Annotated in this window: 13 protein-coding genes; 5 read left to right on the plus strand and 8 right to left on the minus strand. The window is 66.4% G+C overall.

Annotated elements, in window-relative coordinates; genetic code table 11:
* Positions 1 to 382 precede the first annotated feature (382 nt).
* The 3 genes from ACZK5D_RS09795 to ACZK5D_RS09805 form a co-directional block, all read right to left on the minus strand.
* Entirely contained in the window at positions 383 to 1,489 is a 1,107-nt protein-coding gene (locus ACZK5D_RS09795) for an IS630 family transposase (protein WP_463665153.1), read from the minus strand.
* Between the two features lie 975 nt (positions 1,490 to 2,464).
* Entirely contained in the window at positions 2,465 to 3,448 is a 984-nt protein-coding gene (locus ACZK5D_RS09800) for a hypothetical protein (protein ID WP_463665154.1), read from the minus strand.
* Positions 3,445 to 3,924, minus strand: a complete 480-nt coding sequence (locus ACZK5D_RS09805; RefSeq protein ID WP_463665155.1) for a SigE family RNA polymerase sigma factor — start codon at positions 3,922 to 3,924, stop codon at positions 3,445 to 3,447. Before ACZK5D_RS09805 ends, ACZK5D_RS09800 begins: the two co-directional genes overlap by 4 nt.
* Before the next feature lie 326 nt (positions 3,925 to 4,250).
* Here ACZK5D_RS09805 and mobF point away from each other — a divergent pair, with 326 nt between their 5' ends.
* On the plus strand, positions 4,251 to 8,606 hold the full coding sequence (mobF, locus tag ACZK5D_RS09810; protein ID WP_463665156.1) for a MobF family relaxase: 4,356 nt from the start codon (positions 4,251 to 4,253) through the stop codon (positions 8,604 to 8,606).
* Positions 8,607 to 8,763: 157 nt separating this feature from the next.
* Here the strand turns inward: mobF and ACZK5D_RS09815 are convergent, their stop codons facing one another.
* Complete coding sequence (locus ACZK5D_RS09815) at positions 8,764 to 9,237, minus strand: CoA-binding protein (RefSeq protein ID WP_463665157.1); 474 nt, start codon at positions 9,235 to 9,237, stop codon at positions 8,764 to 8,766.
* Between the two features lie 295 nt (positions 9,238 to 9,532).
* A complete protein-coding gene (locus tag ACZK5D_RS09820; protein WP_463665158.1) occupies positions 9,533 to 9,781 on the minus strand; it encodes a hypothetical protein in 249 nt (82 codons plus the stop codon).
* A 244-nt stretch (positions 9,782 to 10,025) separates the two neighbouring features.
* On the opposite strand from ACZK5D_RS09820, the gene ACZK5D_RS09825 reads away from it, so the two are divergent.
* On the plus strand, positions 10,026 to 10,268 hold the full coding sequence (locus tag ACZK5D_RS09825) for a hypothetical protein (protein WP_463665159.1): 243 nt from the start codon (positions 10,026 to 10,028) through the stop codon (positions 10,266 to 10,268).
* Positions 10,269 to 10,429: 161 nt separating this feature from the next.
* Here ACZK5D_RS09825 and ACZK5D_RS09830 read toward each other — a convergent pair whose 3' ends face one another.
* Positions 10,430 to 10,729 carry a YlcI/YnfO family protein gene (locus ACZK5D_RS09830; protein ID WP_463665160.1) on the minus strand — a complete coding sequence of 100 codons (300 nt, stop codon included), beginning with the start codon at positions 10,727 to 10,729 and terminating at the stop codon, positions 10,430 to 10,432.
* 396 nt (positions 10,730 to 11,125) lie between these two features.
* Here ACZK5D_RS09830 and ACZK5D_RS09835 point away from each other — a divergent pair, with 396 nt between their 5' ends.
* Together ACZK5D_RS09835 and ACZK5D_RS09840 are read left to right on the plus strand one after the other, a co-directional pair.
* Positions 11,126 to 11,359, plus strand: coding sequence for a YlcI/YnfO family protein (locus ACZK5D_RS09835; RefSeq protein WP_463665161.1), 234 nt, complete (start codon positions 11,126 to 11,128; stop codon positions 11,357 to 11,359).
* 21 nt (positions 11,360 to 11,380) lie between these two features.
* On the plus strand, positions 11,381 to 11,677 hold the full coding sequence (locus ACZK5D_RS09840) for a type II toxin-antitoxin system PemK/MazF family toxin (RefSeq protein WP_463665162.1): 297 nt from the start codon (positions 11,381 to 11,383) through the stop codon (positions 11,675 to 11,677).
* A gap of 75 nt (positions 11,678 to 11,752) precedes the next feature.
* On the opposite strand, the gene ACZK5D_RS09845 is transcribed toward ACZK5D_RS09840, so the two are convergent.
* Positions 11,753 to 12,142, minus strand: coding sequence for a HepT-like ribonuclease domain-containing protein (locus tag ACZK5D_RS09845; protein ID WP_463665163.1), 390 nt, complete (start codon positions 12,140 to 12,142; stop codon positions 11,753 to 11,755).
* On the minus strand, positions 12,139 to 12,600 hold the full coding sequence (relB, locus tag ACZK5D_RS09850) for a type II toxin-antitoxin system RelB family anti-toxin (RefSeq protein ID WP_463665164.1): 462 nt from the start codon (positions 12,598 to 12,600) through the stop codon (positions 12,139 to 12,141). Before relB ends, ACZK5D_RS09845 begins: the two co-directional genes overlap by 4 nt.
* 1,659 nt (positions 12,601 to 14,259) lie before the next feature.
* On the opposite strand from relB, the gene ACZK5D_RS09855 reads away from it, so the two are divergent.
* Complete coding sequence (locus tag ACZK5D_RS09855; RefSeq protein WP_463665165.1) at positions 14,260 to 15,651, plus strand: IS1380 family transposase; 1,392 nt, start codon at positions 14,260 to 14,262, stop codon at positions 15,649 to 15,651.
* The last annotated feature ends 163 nt before the right edge of the window (positions 15,652 to 15,814 follow it).

The following is a 15,814-nucleotide window of genomic DNA, read 5'->3' on the forward strand; positions in this document are numbered from 1 at the left end:
CTGCGGACCAGAGGGGGAACGGTCGGTCCGTAGATCGAAGGACAAAGAATGCCGCGACCATTCTTGAGTCGCAGCCGCACACCAACATCCCCCCTCAGGAGACCCGACCCAATAGCCATAGGCGTTGCCTCGTTGGTCAACTCGATCGCCTGCACGGCATCGATCGGGTAGGACCGAGTAACCAGAACTCCGCGCCACGTGACACGGTCATCGGCTAGCACGAGACCAGAGCGCGCTGCCCTGACTGCCAGTACCCATGACACGCAAGCCCAAGGCCAACCCAAGGGGTCAGGGTTCCCCAACGAGTACACAGACGACGCTAACGCCGACACGAGTGGCATGAGTACACCGAGAAAACGTCCGAGCCAGGTCCAATAGACTGTCATCGATACCCCTGTGGACGCTGAATAGAACAGCTTGTGGTCGAGACGTGGTTACGCTTCCGCTCGATTCGGTCGAGGATCTGGTCGGGCGTCTTGGTCCAGATAAATGGGTGTTTGCGTCGGTTCCATCCGTTGATGAAGGTGCGGATCTTGCCGGTCAGGTCTCTGACCGAGGTGAAGGTCCCGCGACGGATGGCCTGGCGTTCGATGATGCCGAACCAGACCTCGACCAGGTTGAGCCACGAGCCGGAGGTCGGGGTGAAGTGGACCATGATCCGGGGGTTGCCGGCGAGCCAGTCGCGGACCTCGGCCTTCTTGTAGGTGGCGTAGTTGTCCATCACCAGATGCAGCTCCTGATCGGGGTAGGCGCGGGCCACGTGCTTGAGGAAGCCGAGGAACTCCTGATGCCGGTGCCGGTCCTTACACAACCCGGTGACTTTCCCAGTGGCGATCTCCAACGCGGCGAACAGGGTGGTGGTGCCGTGGCGGACGTAGTCATGGGTGCGCTGCTCCGCGTGGCACGGCGCCATCGGCAGTGTCTTCTGGGTCCGGTTCAACGCCTGGATCTGGGACTTCTCATCCACGCACAGCACGATCGCGTTGTCGGGTGGCGCCAGGTACAGGCCGACAATGTCGGTGACCTTGGCCACCAGCTCCGGGTCAGTGGAGAACTTGAACGTCTCCGTCTTCCAGGGCCGGATACCGTACTCCTTCCACACTGCCGCGACGGTGGCGTGGTCGACCCCTACACGTGGGGCCAGCAGCCGCGACGACCAGTGCGTGACCCCCAGACTGGCCGGCGGCGGATCCAGCGTCGCCGCGAGGATCGCAACCCTGTCGACCCGCCGGGGCCGGCCCGGGCGGGGCTCATCAGCCAGACCACGCAGACCGCGCTCGGCGTAGCGGTCTCGCCACAGGTTCACCGTCGGCCTCGACACTCCGACGGTGTCTGCGATCACCTGGTTCCCGACCCCGTCAGCGGCCAGCAATACGATCCTCGCCCGCTGCGCGGTCGAGGCCATCACCGTCGCCGCCCGGGTCAGCCGTTCCAACTCGCCCCTGTCGCCGCCGCGTAACTCCAACGCCGGAGCAGTCCTATTCGCCATGCCCCACTATCCCACGCAACCGTAAAGCTACATCACCGACACACCACTAGAGGCGGTCGACTACACGACGCGAGACATTGAGGAGATCGCCGTCAAGCTCTTCGAAGACCACGGTCTCGCAGAAGAGGTCTTCGGCTCCGTGCCGCAGGACATCGGCTACACCGACCATGGGCTAGATGTGACCCTGCCCGAAGGTGCACCACTGTCACGAACATCCGCAGAGTCCCTCCTTGGGGTGCCGACCATAGTGCGGGTGGCAAATGAAGCGCCCCCTGCCACGGATGAATGGCAGACCAGCGGCGCAGACCAATCGCCGTGGACCGGCGGCTCCGCCATCAACAACCCACGGGCGACCGAGACGGGGATCTGCACTTCCGGGTTTAACTGGGACAAGTGGACGACCCGCGAAAAGATGGGGTCCACGGCGGAACATTGCTTCCAGCTAGCAAATCCACAGCCAAGTGTCCAGACGTGGAAGACGCCTCCTGGAACAACCGTGGGAAACCGCTACTTCTATAATGTCGCGGCGGACACGCAACTCATCCGGGCCGCCGCGGGAACAGGTTTCCGCCCCATGGCTTGGGTTGGGTACAACGATTCACGAACTGTGAAGGAATACAAGTCGAGTGTCCCGGCAGGACAGGTGGTCGCTCTGTATGGCCGCACCAGCGGATACCACTCCACTACCGTCGCTGGACACTACCCTCGGGTGATGCTAGACGGGTCCACGACGATACTTGCACGGACCAACTCGACTTCTTGCCAGGGCGGGGACTCTGGAGGGCCATGGTTCTACGCACGCAGCGATGGAAACATCGTGGCCGTGGGACAACACGTCGGACGCGTGGTCGGATGTGAGTTCGTCCAGATCGGGACGATCAGCGCATCCCTAAGCGCCACGGTTTACCTCGGGTAGGCGTGGCATGCTCCATTTGGTGGTGCCGGGACTTGTCCTCGTCTTGGGTCTAGGCCCACTTACTTTTCGACTTGGTAGTCCGTGAACATTTCCGTGATGACCACGTTGATGTCGGGGCCGGCCGCCGTTTCGATCTGAGACTGGAGTTGCGGGGTGAGGTGCACGACCTGCACCAGCAGCGTCGGGTCATGGAAGTCACCGGAGTCGGTTGAGCCCGTCAGATACTGATCCTTCGGCAACTCCGTCGCGACCCTTTCCAGTGCAGCCTCCCGTTCAGACTGCGTGGGCTCATCCGAGCTGCCCACACACAGTGGCCCGCCCCACACAGAACGCAATTCCTCGAAGGCGACGCCACTGTCACCCCGAACCAATACGTTCACGCCGGTGCCACCCTCGGAGAGCCAGAGCGACACGACGGGGAGGGTCGCAGCAACAGTTGTGAGGTCGTCCTGGTTCCGGGCCGATGCCCTCGCGGGGTCCGCTCTGCGCATGGGATCAGAGCAGATCGCAGCCATGTCACGCTCCTCGCCCGCGGATCGTCTTGCGGCTGGCTCGGGGGGCTCCACAATAGTGAACGTGCCCCAGGCACTGACCGGATCAAGCCTCCCGACAAGGCGGTAGGCGGTATCGGTGTACCGAATGCCGTTCGCTTCCAGGTATTCGACCATGTCCCATGAGAACTGTCCCTTGACGGTCACGCCCGAGCACGCTGGAGGGAGCGTCTGATAGATCATTCCCACGCAGAAGGCGGCGTCGCCATTGGGCTGTTCTATCAGCTGGGACTCGGCGACGACTAGGTCATGGGCGGCGGCCGCTGACGCCCTGGGCGTTGCAGTCGGAGCAGGACTTGCTAGCTGTCGAGTCGAACTGATCTGGCTGGCGAATCCGAACCCGACTGCCGCGATCGCGGCAAGGACGGCCATGGTGCCGGCGACCCTGTGTCGCTGGGCGCGTCGCTGGGCGCTCTCCGCCCATTGGCTTGGTGTGGGCGGATCCGGGATGCCATTCTTCAGCAGGGCGCGGACCTGATCTGTCTCGTTCATCCATCCTCCTCGACGAGATACTTCGACGCTTTCAGTGCTTGCAGCGCTTTGTGCGAGTAGGCCTTGACCGTTCCTTCGGCCAGTCCAAGGGTTTGGGCGACGTCGGAGATGGTTCGGTCCTCGAAGTACCGCAGCACGAGCACGGCCCTGTGGTTTCTGGGCAACTCGGCGAGGGCCCGCGCGAGGTCCAAGCTCACCTCGGCCGATAGGCCCTTGCCTGCGATTTCGCGCTGGTCCGCGGAGGGAACCTCGCCGCGCCACTTGCGTCGCCACCAACTACAGAAGGTGCGATACATCGTGGTGCGGGCGTAGGCCTCGAACGCATTCTCGTTGCCTGCGTAGTGCGGGTACGCCTTGGTCAGTGCGGTCTGGACCAGATCCTCCGCCTTGTGAGCATCGCCAGTGAGTAGCCACGCGGCTCGCCACAAGTCGCGCCCACGAGCGCGAACGAATGTCTCGAACCCTGCGGATGTCATCTGAGCCTCCCAAACAGTAAGACTCATCGAATAGGACAGAAGGTTACCCAGTGAATCCCGCTCAGCGTGACCTCCAAGACTCCAAGGTCCCCGTTCGGCCACCGCAGCTCGAAGTCCATGGCCGAGGACGGTCCCTGCCTGATCGCCTCGGCCCCGACGATCTCCGCTACCAAGAAGCCTGCGATCTGCTCCGCTCGACCCGCGACGTACCCCATACCGGAAGCCTGCCAGCTACCCCCTGACAGGGAAGTCGCACACACCTCCTGCACTCTCGGTTCGCGCTGTGGCCAGGGTCGGTTCGGGTTCTGGGGGGTATGACGGCGTCATTGCACAAGCTGACGGCCGGGTCGGGCTATGACTACCTGACCCGGCAGGTCGCGGCGCAGGACTCCACGGAGAAGGGCCACGCGTCGCTGACGTCGTACTACACGGAGAAGGGTGAGGTGCCCGGCAGGTGGGTCGGGGCCGGCCTCCACTCGCTCGAGGTGGAGCCTGGGTCGGCGGTGTCGGCGGAGCAGATGCAGTGTCTGTTCGGGGCAGGCTTCCACCCGGACATGGCCGCTCGTCTGGCTGCCCTGCCGGACGGGGCGACGCGCGAACAGGTCAGTGCCGCCGCCCGACTGGGGGCACCCTTTCGGGTCCACGAGGCGGCCAACGTGTTCCAGCAGGAAGTCGCGGTTCGGTGCTCCCAGTGGGCAGCGGCCGCCGGTCTCGGCAGCGACGCTCAGGTGCCGGTGGAGGTCCGGGCCGGAATCCGTAACGAGCTCGCCACCGCCGGATTCGAGGCTCGGATGGGGAGGGCGCCGAGCAGTCTTGAGCTGGCCTCGGAGGTCGCTCGCCTGTCACGGAACCCGAACACCGCGTGCGCGGGGTTCGATGTGACGTTCACGCCGGTGAAGTCCGTGTCGGCGTTGTGGGCGGTCGCGCCACAGGCGATGGCGGCGCAGATCGAGGAGGCTCATGACGCCGCCGTCGCCGACGCGTTGGCCTACCTCGAGGAGCGGGTCCTGTTCTCGCGAAGGGGTGCGGGTGGGGTGCGGCAGGTGGAGGTGACGGGCCTGGTCGGAGCCGCGTTCACGCATCGCGACTCCCGGGCGGGGGATCCGAATCTGCACACCCATGTGGCGATCGCGAACAAGGTGCGCACGTTGGACGGGGCGTGGTTGGCGATCGACGGCCGGCCGTTGTTTGCGGGGCTGGTGAGCATCTCGGAGGTGTACAACACGCAGTTGGAGGCCCACCTGATGGCGCGTCTGGGCGTCCGGTTCGCCGCCGACGGGGAGCGGGATCCGTCCAAGCGACCGGTGCGCGAGATCGTCGGCGTCCCCGCCAAGTTGCGGGAGGCGTGGTCCAGCCGCCGGGCCGCGATCGTGGCCCGCCAGGCCGAACTGGCCGTCGACTTCCAGAGCACTCACCGCCGTCCGCCGACCCCCGCCGAGGCGATCGCCCTGGCGCAGCAGGCCACCCTGGAGACCCGCCAGGCCAAGCATGAACCCCGCAGCCTCGCCGAGCAGCGCACTGCCTGGGCAGCGCAGGCCGCGGCGGTCCTGGGCACCGACGGAATGGGCCGCATGCTGGCCGATGTGACCGTCGCGGGCCGCGCGGCCGGCCCGGCGCCGACGGCGGAGTGGGTCCAGGCGGTGGCCGACGAGATGGTGACCCGGATGGGGCTGTCGCGGGCGTCGTGGACGGTGTGGCACCTGCAGGCCGAAGCCTCACGCCGCGCCCTGGAACGCGCCACCAGCCCCGATCAGGCGACCAGGCTCACCGCCGATCTCTTGGCCGCAGCGACGGCTCGCTGTATCGCGCTGGACGGCTGGATCGACCCGATCAGCGACCCCCCGGTGCTGCGCCGCAGCAACAGCGAATCGGTGTACACCACCGTCGGAAGCCGCCGGTTCACCTCCACCGCAGTGATCGAAGCCGAACAGACCATCACCGACGCAGCGACCCTCACCGATGGTCGGCAAGCAATCGAAGAGGACGTGTCACTGGCGCTCCTCGAGGCGACCGCCAACGGCATCAACCTGACCGCGGGCCAGGTTGAGCTCGTGCGGGAGATGGCGACCAGCGGACGCCGGGTCCAGCTCGCACTCGCCGCCGCCGGCTCCGGGAAGACCACCGCCCTTGCCACGCTGGCGCACGCGTGGCAGGACAGTGGCGGAACAGTGGTCGGGCTCGCTCCCTCCGCCGTCGCCGCGAGGCTGTTGGCCGATCATGTCGGCCACGGCACGACGCTGGCGAAGGTTGCCTGGGACCTCCACCATCACCGACGCGACGCCGAGAAGCTGATCGGCCCCGACTCGCTGCTGATCGTCGATGAGGCGGGCATGGCCGACACGCCGACGCTGGCCGCGGTGATCGGATTCGCCATCCAGCGCGGTGCGTCGGTGCGGTTGATCGGCGACGATCAGCAGCTCGCCGCCGTCGGCGCAGGCGGCGTGCTGCGCGACCTCGCCCACAGCCATCCGGCCGTCCACCTGACTGAAGTGATGCGGTTCAACGACCCGGCCGAGGCGGCCGCCTCCCTCGCGCTGCGCGACGGCCAACCCGAGGCGCTGGGCTTCTACCTCGACCAGCAGCGCATCCACGCCGGCTCGGACGAAACGGTCCTCCGCGACGCCCTTGACGGTTGGCAGACCGACCGCGCGGCGGGCCTCGACACCGTGATGCTGGCGGGCACCCGCGACCAGACCGCCCAACTCAACAAGTGGGCACGCGACCACCGCCTCGAGGCCCTCGATGGGACCGCTGAGGGTCCCGCCGCGCTGCTTTCGGACGGCAACATGGGCTCGATCGGGGATGTGATCGTCACCCGCCTCAACGACCGCCGCCTCTCTGTCAGCGCCACCGACTGGGTCAAGAATGGCGACCGGTGGACCGTCACCGGAGTCGACCCGGCCGGCGCGATCTACGCCCGCCACCTCCACACCGGACTGCAGATCACACTCCCTGCGACCTACGTGACCGAGAACGTCGAGTTGGGCTACGCGGTGACCGTCCACGGCGCCCAAGGCATCACCGTCGACACCACCCACACCGTCCTCACCGGCACCGAAACCCGGCAACAGCTCTACGTCGCGATGAGCCGCGGCCGCCACACCAACCACGCCTACATCCAGGTCGTCGACGGCGGCGACGAGAACTCCCCCATCCACCCCACCACGCTGCGACCCGTCACCGCTGGCGACATCCTCGAAGGAATCCTCGCCCGCGACGGCGCCTCCCGCTCCGTCACCACCGAAGCCCGCCACGCCGTCGACCCCTACACGCGGCTGGGGCTAGCGGCCGCCCGCTACACCGACGCGGTCACAGTGGCCATCGAGGACCTGCACGCCGACGCAGTCGTCGAGTTGGATGAGCAGGCCGACGACGTGGTGGAGCAGCTGACGTCCTGCCCGGCGTGGCCCACGCTGCGTTCCCACCTTCTCCACGCGGCCGCCGACAGCGAAGCCTCGCCGCTGCAGCTTCTGCGGGCGGCGGTCGATGCACGCGAACTCGGGACCGCTGCCGATCCGGCCGCGGTACTGACCTGGCGACTCGCCCACCTCGAGACCTCGGGGCCGCTCCCCTGGCTCACCGGCATTCCCGCTACCCTCGCCAACCACGACCAGTGGGGCCCCTACCTCACCGCCCGCCACGACCAGGTGCGCGCCTTCGCCGCCGAAGTCCGAGCCGCCGCCACCAGCAGCCAGCCGGTGTGGGCGCTTCCGGGCCAGACTCTCACCTCGTCGACCGTGGCTGACGTCGAGGTGTGGCGGGCAGCGTGGCAGGTTGAACCCGCAGACCGCCGACCCACTGGACCAGCCCAACTCGGCGCCGCCGCGCACCACTGGCAACAACACCTCACCGACCGGCTCAGCCCCGCCCACCCGACCGCCGTCTGGACCGATCTCCTGCGCGACATCCGAGACGACCTTCCCCGCGACCCCTATGCGACGGTGCTGGCCCACCGCCTCGCCGCGCTCCACGCCTCAGGCGTGCCGATCACCGAGCACCTCGCCGCCGCCGTCGCCGAGGGTCCACTGCCAGCGGAGCAGCCCGCAGCGGCGCTGTGGTGGCGCCTCAACCGACAGATCGTCGCCACCCCACCCGATGAAGTCCAGCCGCCGCACCCCGACGAGCTGCCATCCGACGGGATCGAGGACATCGACTGGTCCACGCGCCCCACCGAACTCGACCGACCCGCGGCCGAGCGCTGGCGACCCTGGGGCGAGCTCACCGGCCTATCGGAGGTGGGAGAGTGGCCGCAGATCGCGGCCCGCCTCGACGAGCTTCACCACCTCGGTGCCGACACCCAACTGCTGGGCCGACGCCTCGCACGGGTCCCGGCCCGGGTAGCGACGGCAACTCTGGCTCAGCACCAACCAGGGGGTGGGGTGGAGCTGGACTGGCTCCCCTGGGCCGAGGTGGTCAGCCCAGGACTGGTCACGTCTCCGGGCTGGGACACAATGAAGATCCACCTGAGTTATCTGCAGGGCACCGGCACCGACCTCGACACGCTCGCTCGACACCTGACCGGACGGTCGCCCGAACAGATCGCCGTCGCCCTTCTCAACGTACTGCGGCAACACCTGGCGCCGACCGCCGACCAGCACCACCGCGACTCCCAGCAACCGGAGGAGGCCACTCGACGTCGGCGCGACGACATCCAGCGCAACGGCCCGTCACGCGGTGTGTGATGCGGCTCCGATGGCGTTGATATGCCGGACTGGGTCCGGTGGAGGGCCAAGTCAGCTCAGTGTCCGTACGATTCCTCGCCTCGTGGTGCGTCCGCCTGGCGCCATGTGAGTGCGCCAGGATCCCACGTACCGCCTCACCCCAGGGACCGCAGCGCGGCTAGACCGTCCGCGGCACCTTGCCCGTGAGCTTGAGCATCCAGCACATCACCTTGTGTCCGCCATCGGAGATCGGCCCGAACATGAGGGGGCAGCCGCCGTCGATCACCGTCATGCCCCTGCTCCGTCCGACATCAACGGCCTCGGGCGAGACGCTCCCCGAGTCCACCGACCGATGCATCCACACCTTGGTGATCCCGAGGTCGGCGGCCTCCTCGACAGCGGCCTGCGCCCGCTCCGGGCGGGTGCCGATGACGACGGCGTCGACTCCGCCTGGGATCGAGCGAAGGTCTGGATACGCGGGGTCCCCCTCAACGGTCTCAGCGTTGGGATTGACAGCGAACACCTCGTAACCGCGGTCGCGCAAGCGTTGATACACAGCGTTGCTGCCGTGCCCCTGGGGTGCGTGCGACACCCCGGTCACGGCGATCCGTCGGCAGGATAAGAACTCTTCCGCGGCCTGTTCGATCTTCATCGCGCCTCCTTGCACCGAATCCTCTGACGCCAGGCTAAACCCCGGGTGTCGGCCTCCCGGATCCGGGATAGTCCTTGCTCAGGCCTTCGGGGGCAAGGTGCCGAACGCGCCGGCGAGAAGGTCGGCGAATGGGTGTCCCGGTCGATCGAGGAGCAACCCAACCGAGCCATCACGTACGGAGCCGGAAGAACGTGTCCGGTCCGCTCGCGGCGAGAAGAGAGCATCCTTTTGAAGACCAGCCCATCACTTGTGATGAGCATGACCCGTCGGCACCGCGGCAGATGAGGATGCTGGTTCAGGTCGTCGGGCTGCGGCGCGCGGGTGTCTCGCCGTTGGCGACCTCCTCGACCCAGTCGATCGCCTCGTCCGACAGGTAGAAGCCGGTTGGTCCGCTCTGGCCAACCCACCAGGCGTCCGTCGTGATGGCACCCCCCGCTCTGACGATCTCTGCAACAAGATCGGGTGGCACCACGTCGCCGTTGTTGGCAATCAGATAGTCCCGGGATGGCTGTCGCAGATTCCCCCACCACGCTTCGATGCTCATGTCCGCATTGTGAACCGATCCGATGGGCGGCGCCACAACCAACAGTCGGCGTGACCGGCCCAGGAAGGCCGCCACGCCTCGCGCTACCCCCAATACGTGGCAGTTCCCGAGTAGCGACCACTCCGTTTCTGACCCGGCCCCAGCAACGCCGAGCCCCCCATCAGCGAGTGTGCGCGAGCAGGTCCGGCCCAACCGCAACGGTCAGCACCTTCACACAGACCGTCCCCCATGGCATTCTCGGAAGATGACCGTCTCGCCGCTGCCCAGGCGCGGGATCGCACTTGAAGGCCGCGACCGCGCCGGCCGCGTGCTGCGCGTCTCATCGCATCCCGATACCGGCAGGACGATCCTGTCCATCTGGGAGGACAACACCTGCCGTGCCACGGTGCGACTCTCACCTGCAGACGTCGCCGAACTCATCGGAGCACTCGCGAGCGGCATCGCAGAAGCGAGCCAACTCAAGGAGTTCGGGAACAACGTCAGCTGATGCCCCGGCACCCACTCGCCCCTGACTGCTGTCCGTGCCTCGCAGTGGGTCGGTAGCCCGACGACGACCCTGCAAGGGTTCGCTGTAACTCCATGCTGAACTGTGTGCCAAGGTCCCCGGCTCTACGCACGAGGCGCGGCAGAGGCGGATGTTCGACGCCGTCAGGCTACACGGGTTGCAAGGTCGTCGAGATCTGCCCGGATCCTGGCAATCAGCGCCTTGGCGGACTCGTCTGGGCCTGCCAGGTGTGACAGCAGGAGGTCGCGAGCCAGAGTGGACACGGGAAGCCCGCGCTGTTCGGCCAGCCGCGTCAACGTCTCCAACTCCTCGACGTTCAGGCGAACCTGGAGCGTCTTGGCACGCTGATGGCCGCGGGTGACCTGGCTGCCGGGCTTGATCACGGCGTCGGGGTTGCGTTCAGCCGCCTCGGCCTCGGTCGCGATGAGATCACTAATCGACATCTGTCCGCTCCTCTCGATAACGGCGCTGATCGGTGGTGTTCGATGGCCACGCGTTGACTCCCCAGATGACGTCCTCATCGGGAAGGACAATGATCGTGACCAGTGTCCGGATGGAGACTGCCCAGCCGATGACCCGAATGGTTCTGCCGACACGGACGCGGGATCCGGATTGATGACCAACCTGTTGGGATCGGCGAAAGCTTCGTCAGCAACAACTGGGGTCAGCCCATGCCTGGCGATGTTGTCGCCCCGATGGCGCCAGTCGATGCCTTCATCCACAATCCCAACGTACTACACGCGCAATACAGCTACCATGCCCGTCTCAGACAAACCACACACACCGCGTGCGGCATGAGTGCATCCCAATTTGGGACCCGTGCTGGTATGATCGGTGACATGACCGTGCAGATCGCGATCCGACTCCCCGACGACATGGTGGCCTTCCTAGACAGGTCCGTGGCCGCTGGCAACGCTCCGAGCCGAGCTGCACTGGTAGCACGTGCCGTCGAGCGCGAGATGCGCTGTCAGGTTGCCGAGCACGACGCCACCATCCTGCGCGAGCGGGGCACTGCTGACGAGCTCGACGAGCTGGTCAACTGGTCCGTCGCACACACCACCGTCGAGGACTGACCAGTGCGCGAGATCTGCCTGGTGCGGCTCGACAAGACACGACCAGCAGTCGTTCTGACTCGCGAGGCCGCTCGGACGGCCATGACGAAAGTCACCATCGCGCCGATCACCTCCACGATCAAGGGCCTGTCCAGCGAGGTCCCGGTCGGGCCTGCCAACGGCCTCGACCACGACGGCGTGATCTCCCTCGACAACGTCGTCACCGTTCCGAGCAAGCTGCTCGGCCGGACCGTCGGGTTTCTAACCTACGCACAAGAGGCCGAGCTCGCCCGGGCGGTCGTCCTGGCCTACGACCTCGACATCCCGCTGCTCGATTGACGAACCCGAAGAGGTCGCACCGATCACACCGAGTGCGGCAGATCAGTGCGTTCGGGCGACAAGAATGGTGGTAGCTCAGTTCGCGGACAGCCTCGAGCCGAGTTCGGGGATGCGGACCCTGAGTGCCGCCCACACCAGATCGTGACTGACCCCGTCGTAGTGGTGGGCACCCAGATTCCGCATGCGATTGATCCCCTGCCAATCCACGTCGGGATACCCGTCCTTGAACGCTTGAGGTAGCTTCTCGGCCACGGTCGCTACCTTGATCAGAATCCGCTCGCCGGCATTGCGCAACAGGGCACCGTCCATCGAATCCGCGAGGTAAGCCTCCCGTCCCTTACTGGTCAGATACGCGGCTTCACGAACGAACTCCGCCAGATCCTCCAAGCGCCGCTCGACCCGGCCCTCCCGATCGGCGCCGGCCTCGCGGTCGCGGGTCGTGGATCCCTCCGCTGGGCTCGTCACAGCGGGACCGCCTCGGCGCAGACGCGGTCAAGGACGCGTCCGGAACTACCCGACGACACCACATCCACCGGAACGGTGAGGAGGTCAGCCAGTTCCTCCTCCAGGGTCAGTAACGTCACGATGTCCGCCTCGGGTGGGAAGGTGACCAGCAAGTCGATGTCCGACCCCGGGCTGTCGTCTCCCCGTGCCACCGAGCCGAACACACGAGGGTCCTTGGCCCCGAGCTTCGCCACAGCGGCCAACACGTCGTCACGCTTGGCGCGCAGGAGCACCGACGGCCGTACCTGAAGCGCGCGCTCCAAGGCGGTCCGCGCAGCGTCGGACGGCACCCTCGTGCCCCGCTCGATGGCCGCGATCAAGGGTTGCTTCACTCCGGACGCTTCGGCCAGTTGACGCTGGGTCAACCCGGCGGCTGCGCGCCGCAGCTTCAGCTGATCCGAGAACGAACGCTCCGCCATGCAGCTATGATACCTCGCCTGTTATCACTCGCCTGTTATCACTAAGGAACTGCTCACTCACCCGCGCCACCCACGCGCACCGTCCCGCTCGGACCGCAGCAAATCCGGACGTTGGGACGGGAGCGGGCGAGGCCCTGATCTGTGCGTGATGAGTTGTCCGACCCCGGGAGGGTGGTCGATGCTGTCGTGTGTCATGCTTCGCGTGCTTGGACCCCGCGCTGCCTGGTTCAGGGTGAAGGATCGACGGTTCCTCTCCGTCCGGAGTCGTGGGAGGTTGTAGTGCCGGTGAGGGCAAAGACCGCTTCGTTCAACGTCGTGCTTGAGTCAGTCACGTTGGGAACAGTTGTGGCTTCTCTTTCATGGGACAGGTGGCCTGGTCTGCTGATTGCAGGTTCGTGCCTCGTTGTGATGGGCGGGTTGTCCATCCGGGATCGGAGCCACGGGGTGGTGCGGCAACGCCCGCGCGGTCGCATGCGCGTGTTCGCTGTGAATTTCTTTCCGGCGGCCACATTGATCTTCGTCTCCAGGTTGTTTCGGTCACATCCCGAGGTCTATCCTTGGGGGCCGGTTCTCTATGGCGTGGCTATCAGCATCCTTTGGGCGGCGTTGCGCAATCTCGCGTATGAGTCGATAGACGAGGCGGTGTCCCTGGACTCTCGTCAGCCGGGCTCATCTGAGTGATCGAGCGGCCCATATCCCTCGGCTCCCGGATGGCGCCCACCGGCTGAAATTGAGGGCGGTCGTGCTCGGGACACCGAAGCCGAAGGATACCCTCTCACACCGCGGCACATGAGTGCCTTTGCAGTTGCTGCCAGGAGTGGTGCGCTCGACGCATGCCACACTTCTGTGTATGGCGAACCCGCGAGCCGTAGCGCAGTTGGTCCTAGGCGGCATCGGTGCCGCTCTCACTGCTTCAGGCATCATCATCTTCGCAATGACGGCGCCGGGACCGAGCTCCTTCGGGTGGTTCGCCTACGCCCCTTTAGCGGACCAACCGTGGTCCACCACCATGGTGCTGCAGCCCGGACAAGTCTGGGGCTTAGCCCTGGTCTTCGCCGGCTCGCTCGTCGTGAGCGGAGTTGCCGGTTTTCAACTGGGGCTACGTCGTCGTCAGTGATCGCGAAAGGGCAGTCGCGACGGAAGCGTGGCGCGCGCGGCTGAGGAGGTGTGTCCGACCTGGGCAAGCTCAGCGGCGTCGCGTGCGAGGCGAGGAATGGGAGGGGCGCTGAGTTGGCCGTCCGCGTCACCATTCCCGAAGCTCCAGATCTCGTCACGCTGATCTACCCGACCCTGGGACCCATACTTGGCCTGGCCCCGATCCCGTGGGAAGTGTGCGGCGACCCGTACACGACTCCCTTCGATGTCGTTGTTCTCACGCGCCCAGATGGGCAGGTGATCGCCATGGCAGCCCGAGACCTCCCTGATTCGGAGTCACTGATGATGTGGCCCTGGACCGTGGGCATCGGGATCGCTCTCATGTCCGCGGCGCCGGTGGGGGGCGTCTGGGCACGGCACGTTCTCCGAAGGCCAGCACCCTAGCCTCGTGCTTTCATGACGGTGGGTGGACTGTAGTGGCCTGAGATAGCGAAAGTGCCCCTGACTTGGGATGATGTGACTTGTCTAGAGAAACATCGACCAACAAGAAGGAGCACCTTCGAGGTGAAGAGTACCGGCTCGTATCCCAGGGTTCATGTCGATACCGCGAAGGTGACCGCGGTCGGGCAGGCTGGCGGGATCCTGCTGACCGAAACCATCCGCGCGGCCGGCCTGGACCGGGCCCTGTCGGAGGCGCTGTCTCGGTGGCGGAAACCGTTGGCGGTCCACGACCCAGGCAAGATCGTCTGTGATCTGGCGGTGTCGCTGGTGCTCGGCGGTGAAGCGTTGAGTGACCTCGCTACCCTGCGTGCTGAACCAGGGGTCTACGGCCCGGTGGCGTCGGATCCGACTGTGTCGCGGCTCATCGCGGCCCTCGCTGCGGATGCGGACAAGGCCATCAAGGCGATCGCGGGAGCTAGGCAGCAGGCCCGCGCCACGGTCTGGGCCCTGGCCGGTGAGCATGCCCCCGACCACGAGTCGACTGCCGAGGATCCGGTGATCATCGACTTGGACGCGTCGTTGATCACCGCCCATTCGGAGAAGCAGCGCGCGGCTGCGACGTTCAAGCGAGGCTTCGGGTTCCACCCGTTGCTGGCGTTCGCCGACCACGGACCTGAGGGCACCGGCGAAGCCCTGGAGGTCCACCTACGCCCCGGGAACGCCGGTTCGAACACCGCCGCCGATCACATCACCGTCACCAAACAAGCTCTCGCGCAGCTCCCCGACCGGAACCCGCGGCCCGGACGCCGCGTGCTGATCCGCGCGGACGGGGCCGGCGGCACGAAGGAGTTCACCAAGTGGCTGACCGGGCGCAGGGTGGCGTACTCGGTCGGGTTCACCCTCCCCATGGACACCCCCGACCTCTACCACTTGGTCCCTGAGTGGGTTTGGGTGCCGGCCCTCAACAGCGATGGCGAGGCTCGCGAGGGGGCCGATCTTGCTGACTTCACCGGACTGCTGGATCTCGACGGTTGGCCTGCCGGGATGCGGGTGATCGTCCGCAGAGAACGGCCCCACCCCGGCGCTCAGCTGCGGTTCGACGACGTCGACGGCTACCGGCTCACCGCCTTCGCCACCAACACCACCCTCGGCACCCTCCAGCAGCTGGAGCTCAGGCATCGTCGACGCGCCCGCTGCGAAGACCGGATCCGGATCGCGAAAGACACAGGCCTGGCCAACCTCCCGTTGCACGGGTTCGACCAGAATCGGATCTGGTGCCAGATCGTCGCCCTGGCCTCCGAGTTGCAGGCCTGGAGCGCGATGCTGGCGCTGGCCGGTCATGAAGCCCGCCGCTGGGAACCGAAACGGCTCCGCTACCGGCTCTACACCATCCCCGCGACCCTCGCCAGAAGAGCCCGCCGCACCGTCGTCCACTTCAGCGACCGATCCCGCTGGGCCGAGCTGATCATCGACAGCATCAGCCGACTCCGAAACCTCCCGGCACCAGCCACCTGACCCTGTCCTCCACATGACCCTCTGAATCTGGCAGCTCCCGGCCTGGAAACCCGCACCGCAGACGTCACGCGGGGTCTTGTCACACCCACCTGCAAGAATCAGAACAACCCCGACGCCACCGGCGCCGACCAGCCCCACACACGCCCGTCATGAAATATCGAGG

The sequence above is a fragment of the Tessaracoccus yangjingae genome (assembly GCF_055326235.1).

Excerpts from the sequence above, each read along its gene's own strand:
- ACZK5D_RS09805 (WP_463665155.1), bottom strand. The coding sequence starts at position 3,924 with ATGACATCCGCAGGGTTCGAGACATTCGTTCGCGCTCGTGGGCGCGAC.
- relB (WP_463665164.1), bottom strand. The coding sequence starts at position 12,600 with ATGGCGGAGCGTTCGTTCTCGGATCAGCTGAAGCTGCGGCGCGCAGCC.
- ACZK5D_RS09825 (WP_463665159.1), top strand. The coding sequence starts at position 10,026 with ATGACCGTCTCGCCGCTGCCCAGGCGCGGGATCGCACTTGAAGGCCGC.
- ACZK5D_RS09815 (WP_463665157.1), bottom strand. The coding sequence starts at position 9,237 with ATGAAGATCGAACAGGCCGCGGAAGAGTTCTTATCCTGCCGACGGATC.
- ACZK5D_RS09835 (WP_463665161.1), top strand. The coding sequence starts at position 11,126 with ATGACCGTGCAGATCGCGATCCGACTCCCCGACGACATGGTGGCCTTC.
- ACZK5D_RS09830 (WP_463665160.1), bottom strand. The coding sequence starts at position 10,729 with ATGTCGATTAGTGATCTCATCGCGACCGAGGCCGAGGCGGCTGAACGC.
- ACZK5D_RS09800 (WP_463665154.1), bottom strand. The coding sequence starts at position 3,448 with ATGAACGAGACAGATCAGGTCCGCGCCCTGCTGAAGAATGGCATCCCG.
- ACZK5D_RS09795 (WP_463665153.1), bottom strand. The coding sequence starts at position 1,489 with ATGGCGAATAGGACTGCTCCGGCGTTGGAGTTACGCGGCGGCGACAGG.
- ACZK5D_RS09820 (WP_463665158.1), bottom strand. The coding sequence starts at position 9,781 with ATGAGCATCGAAGCGTGGTGGGGGAATCTGCGACAGCCATCCCGGGAC.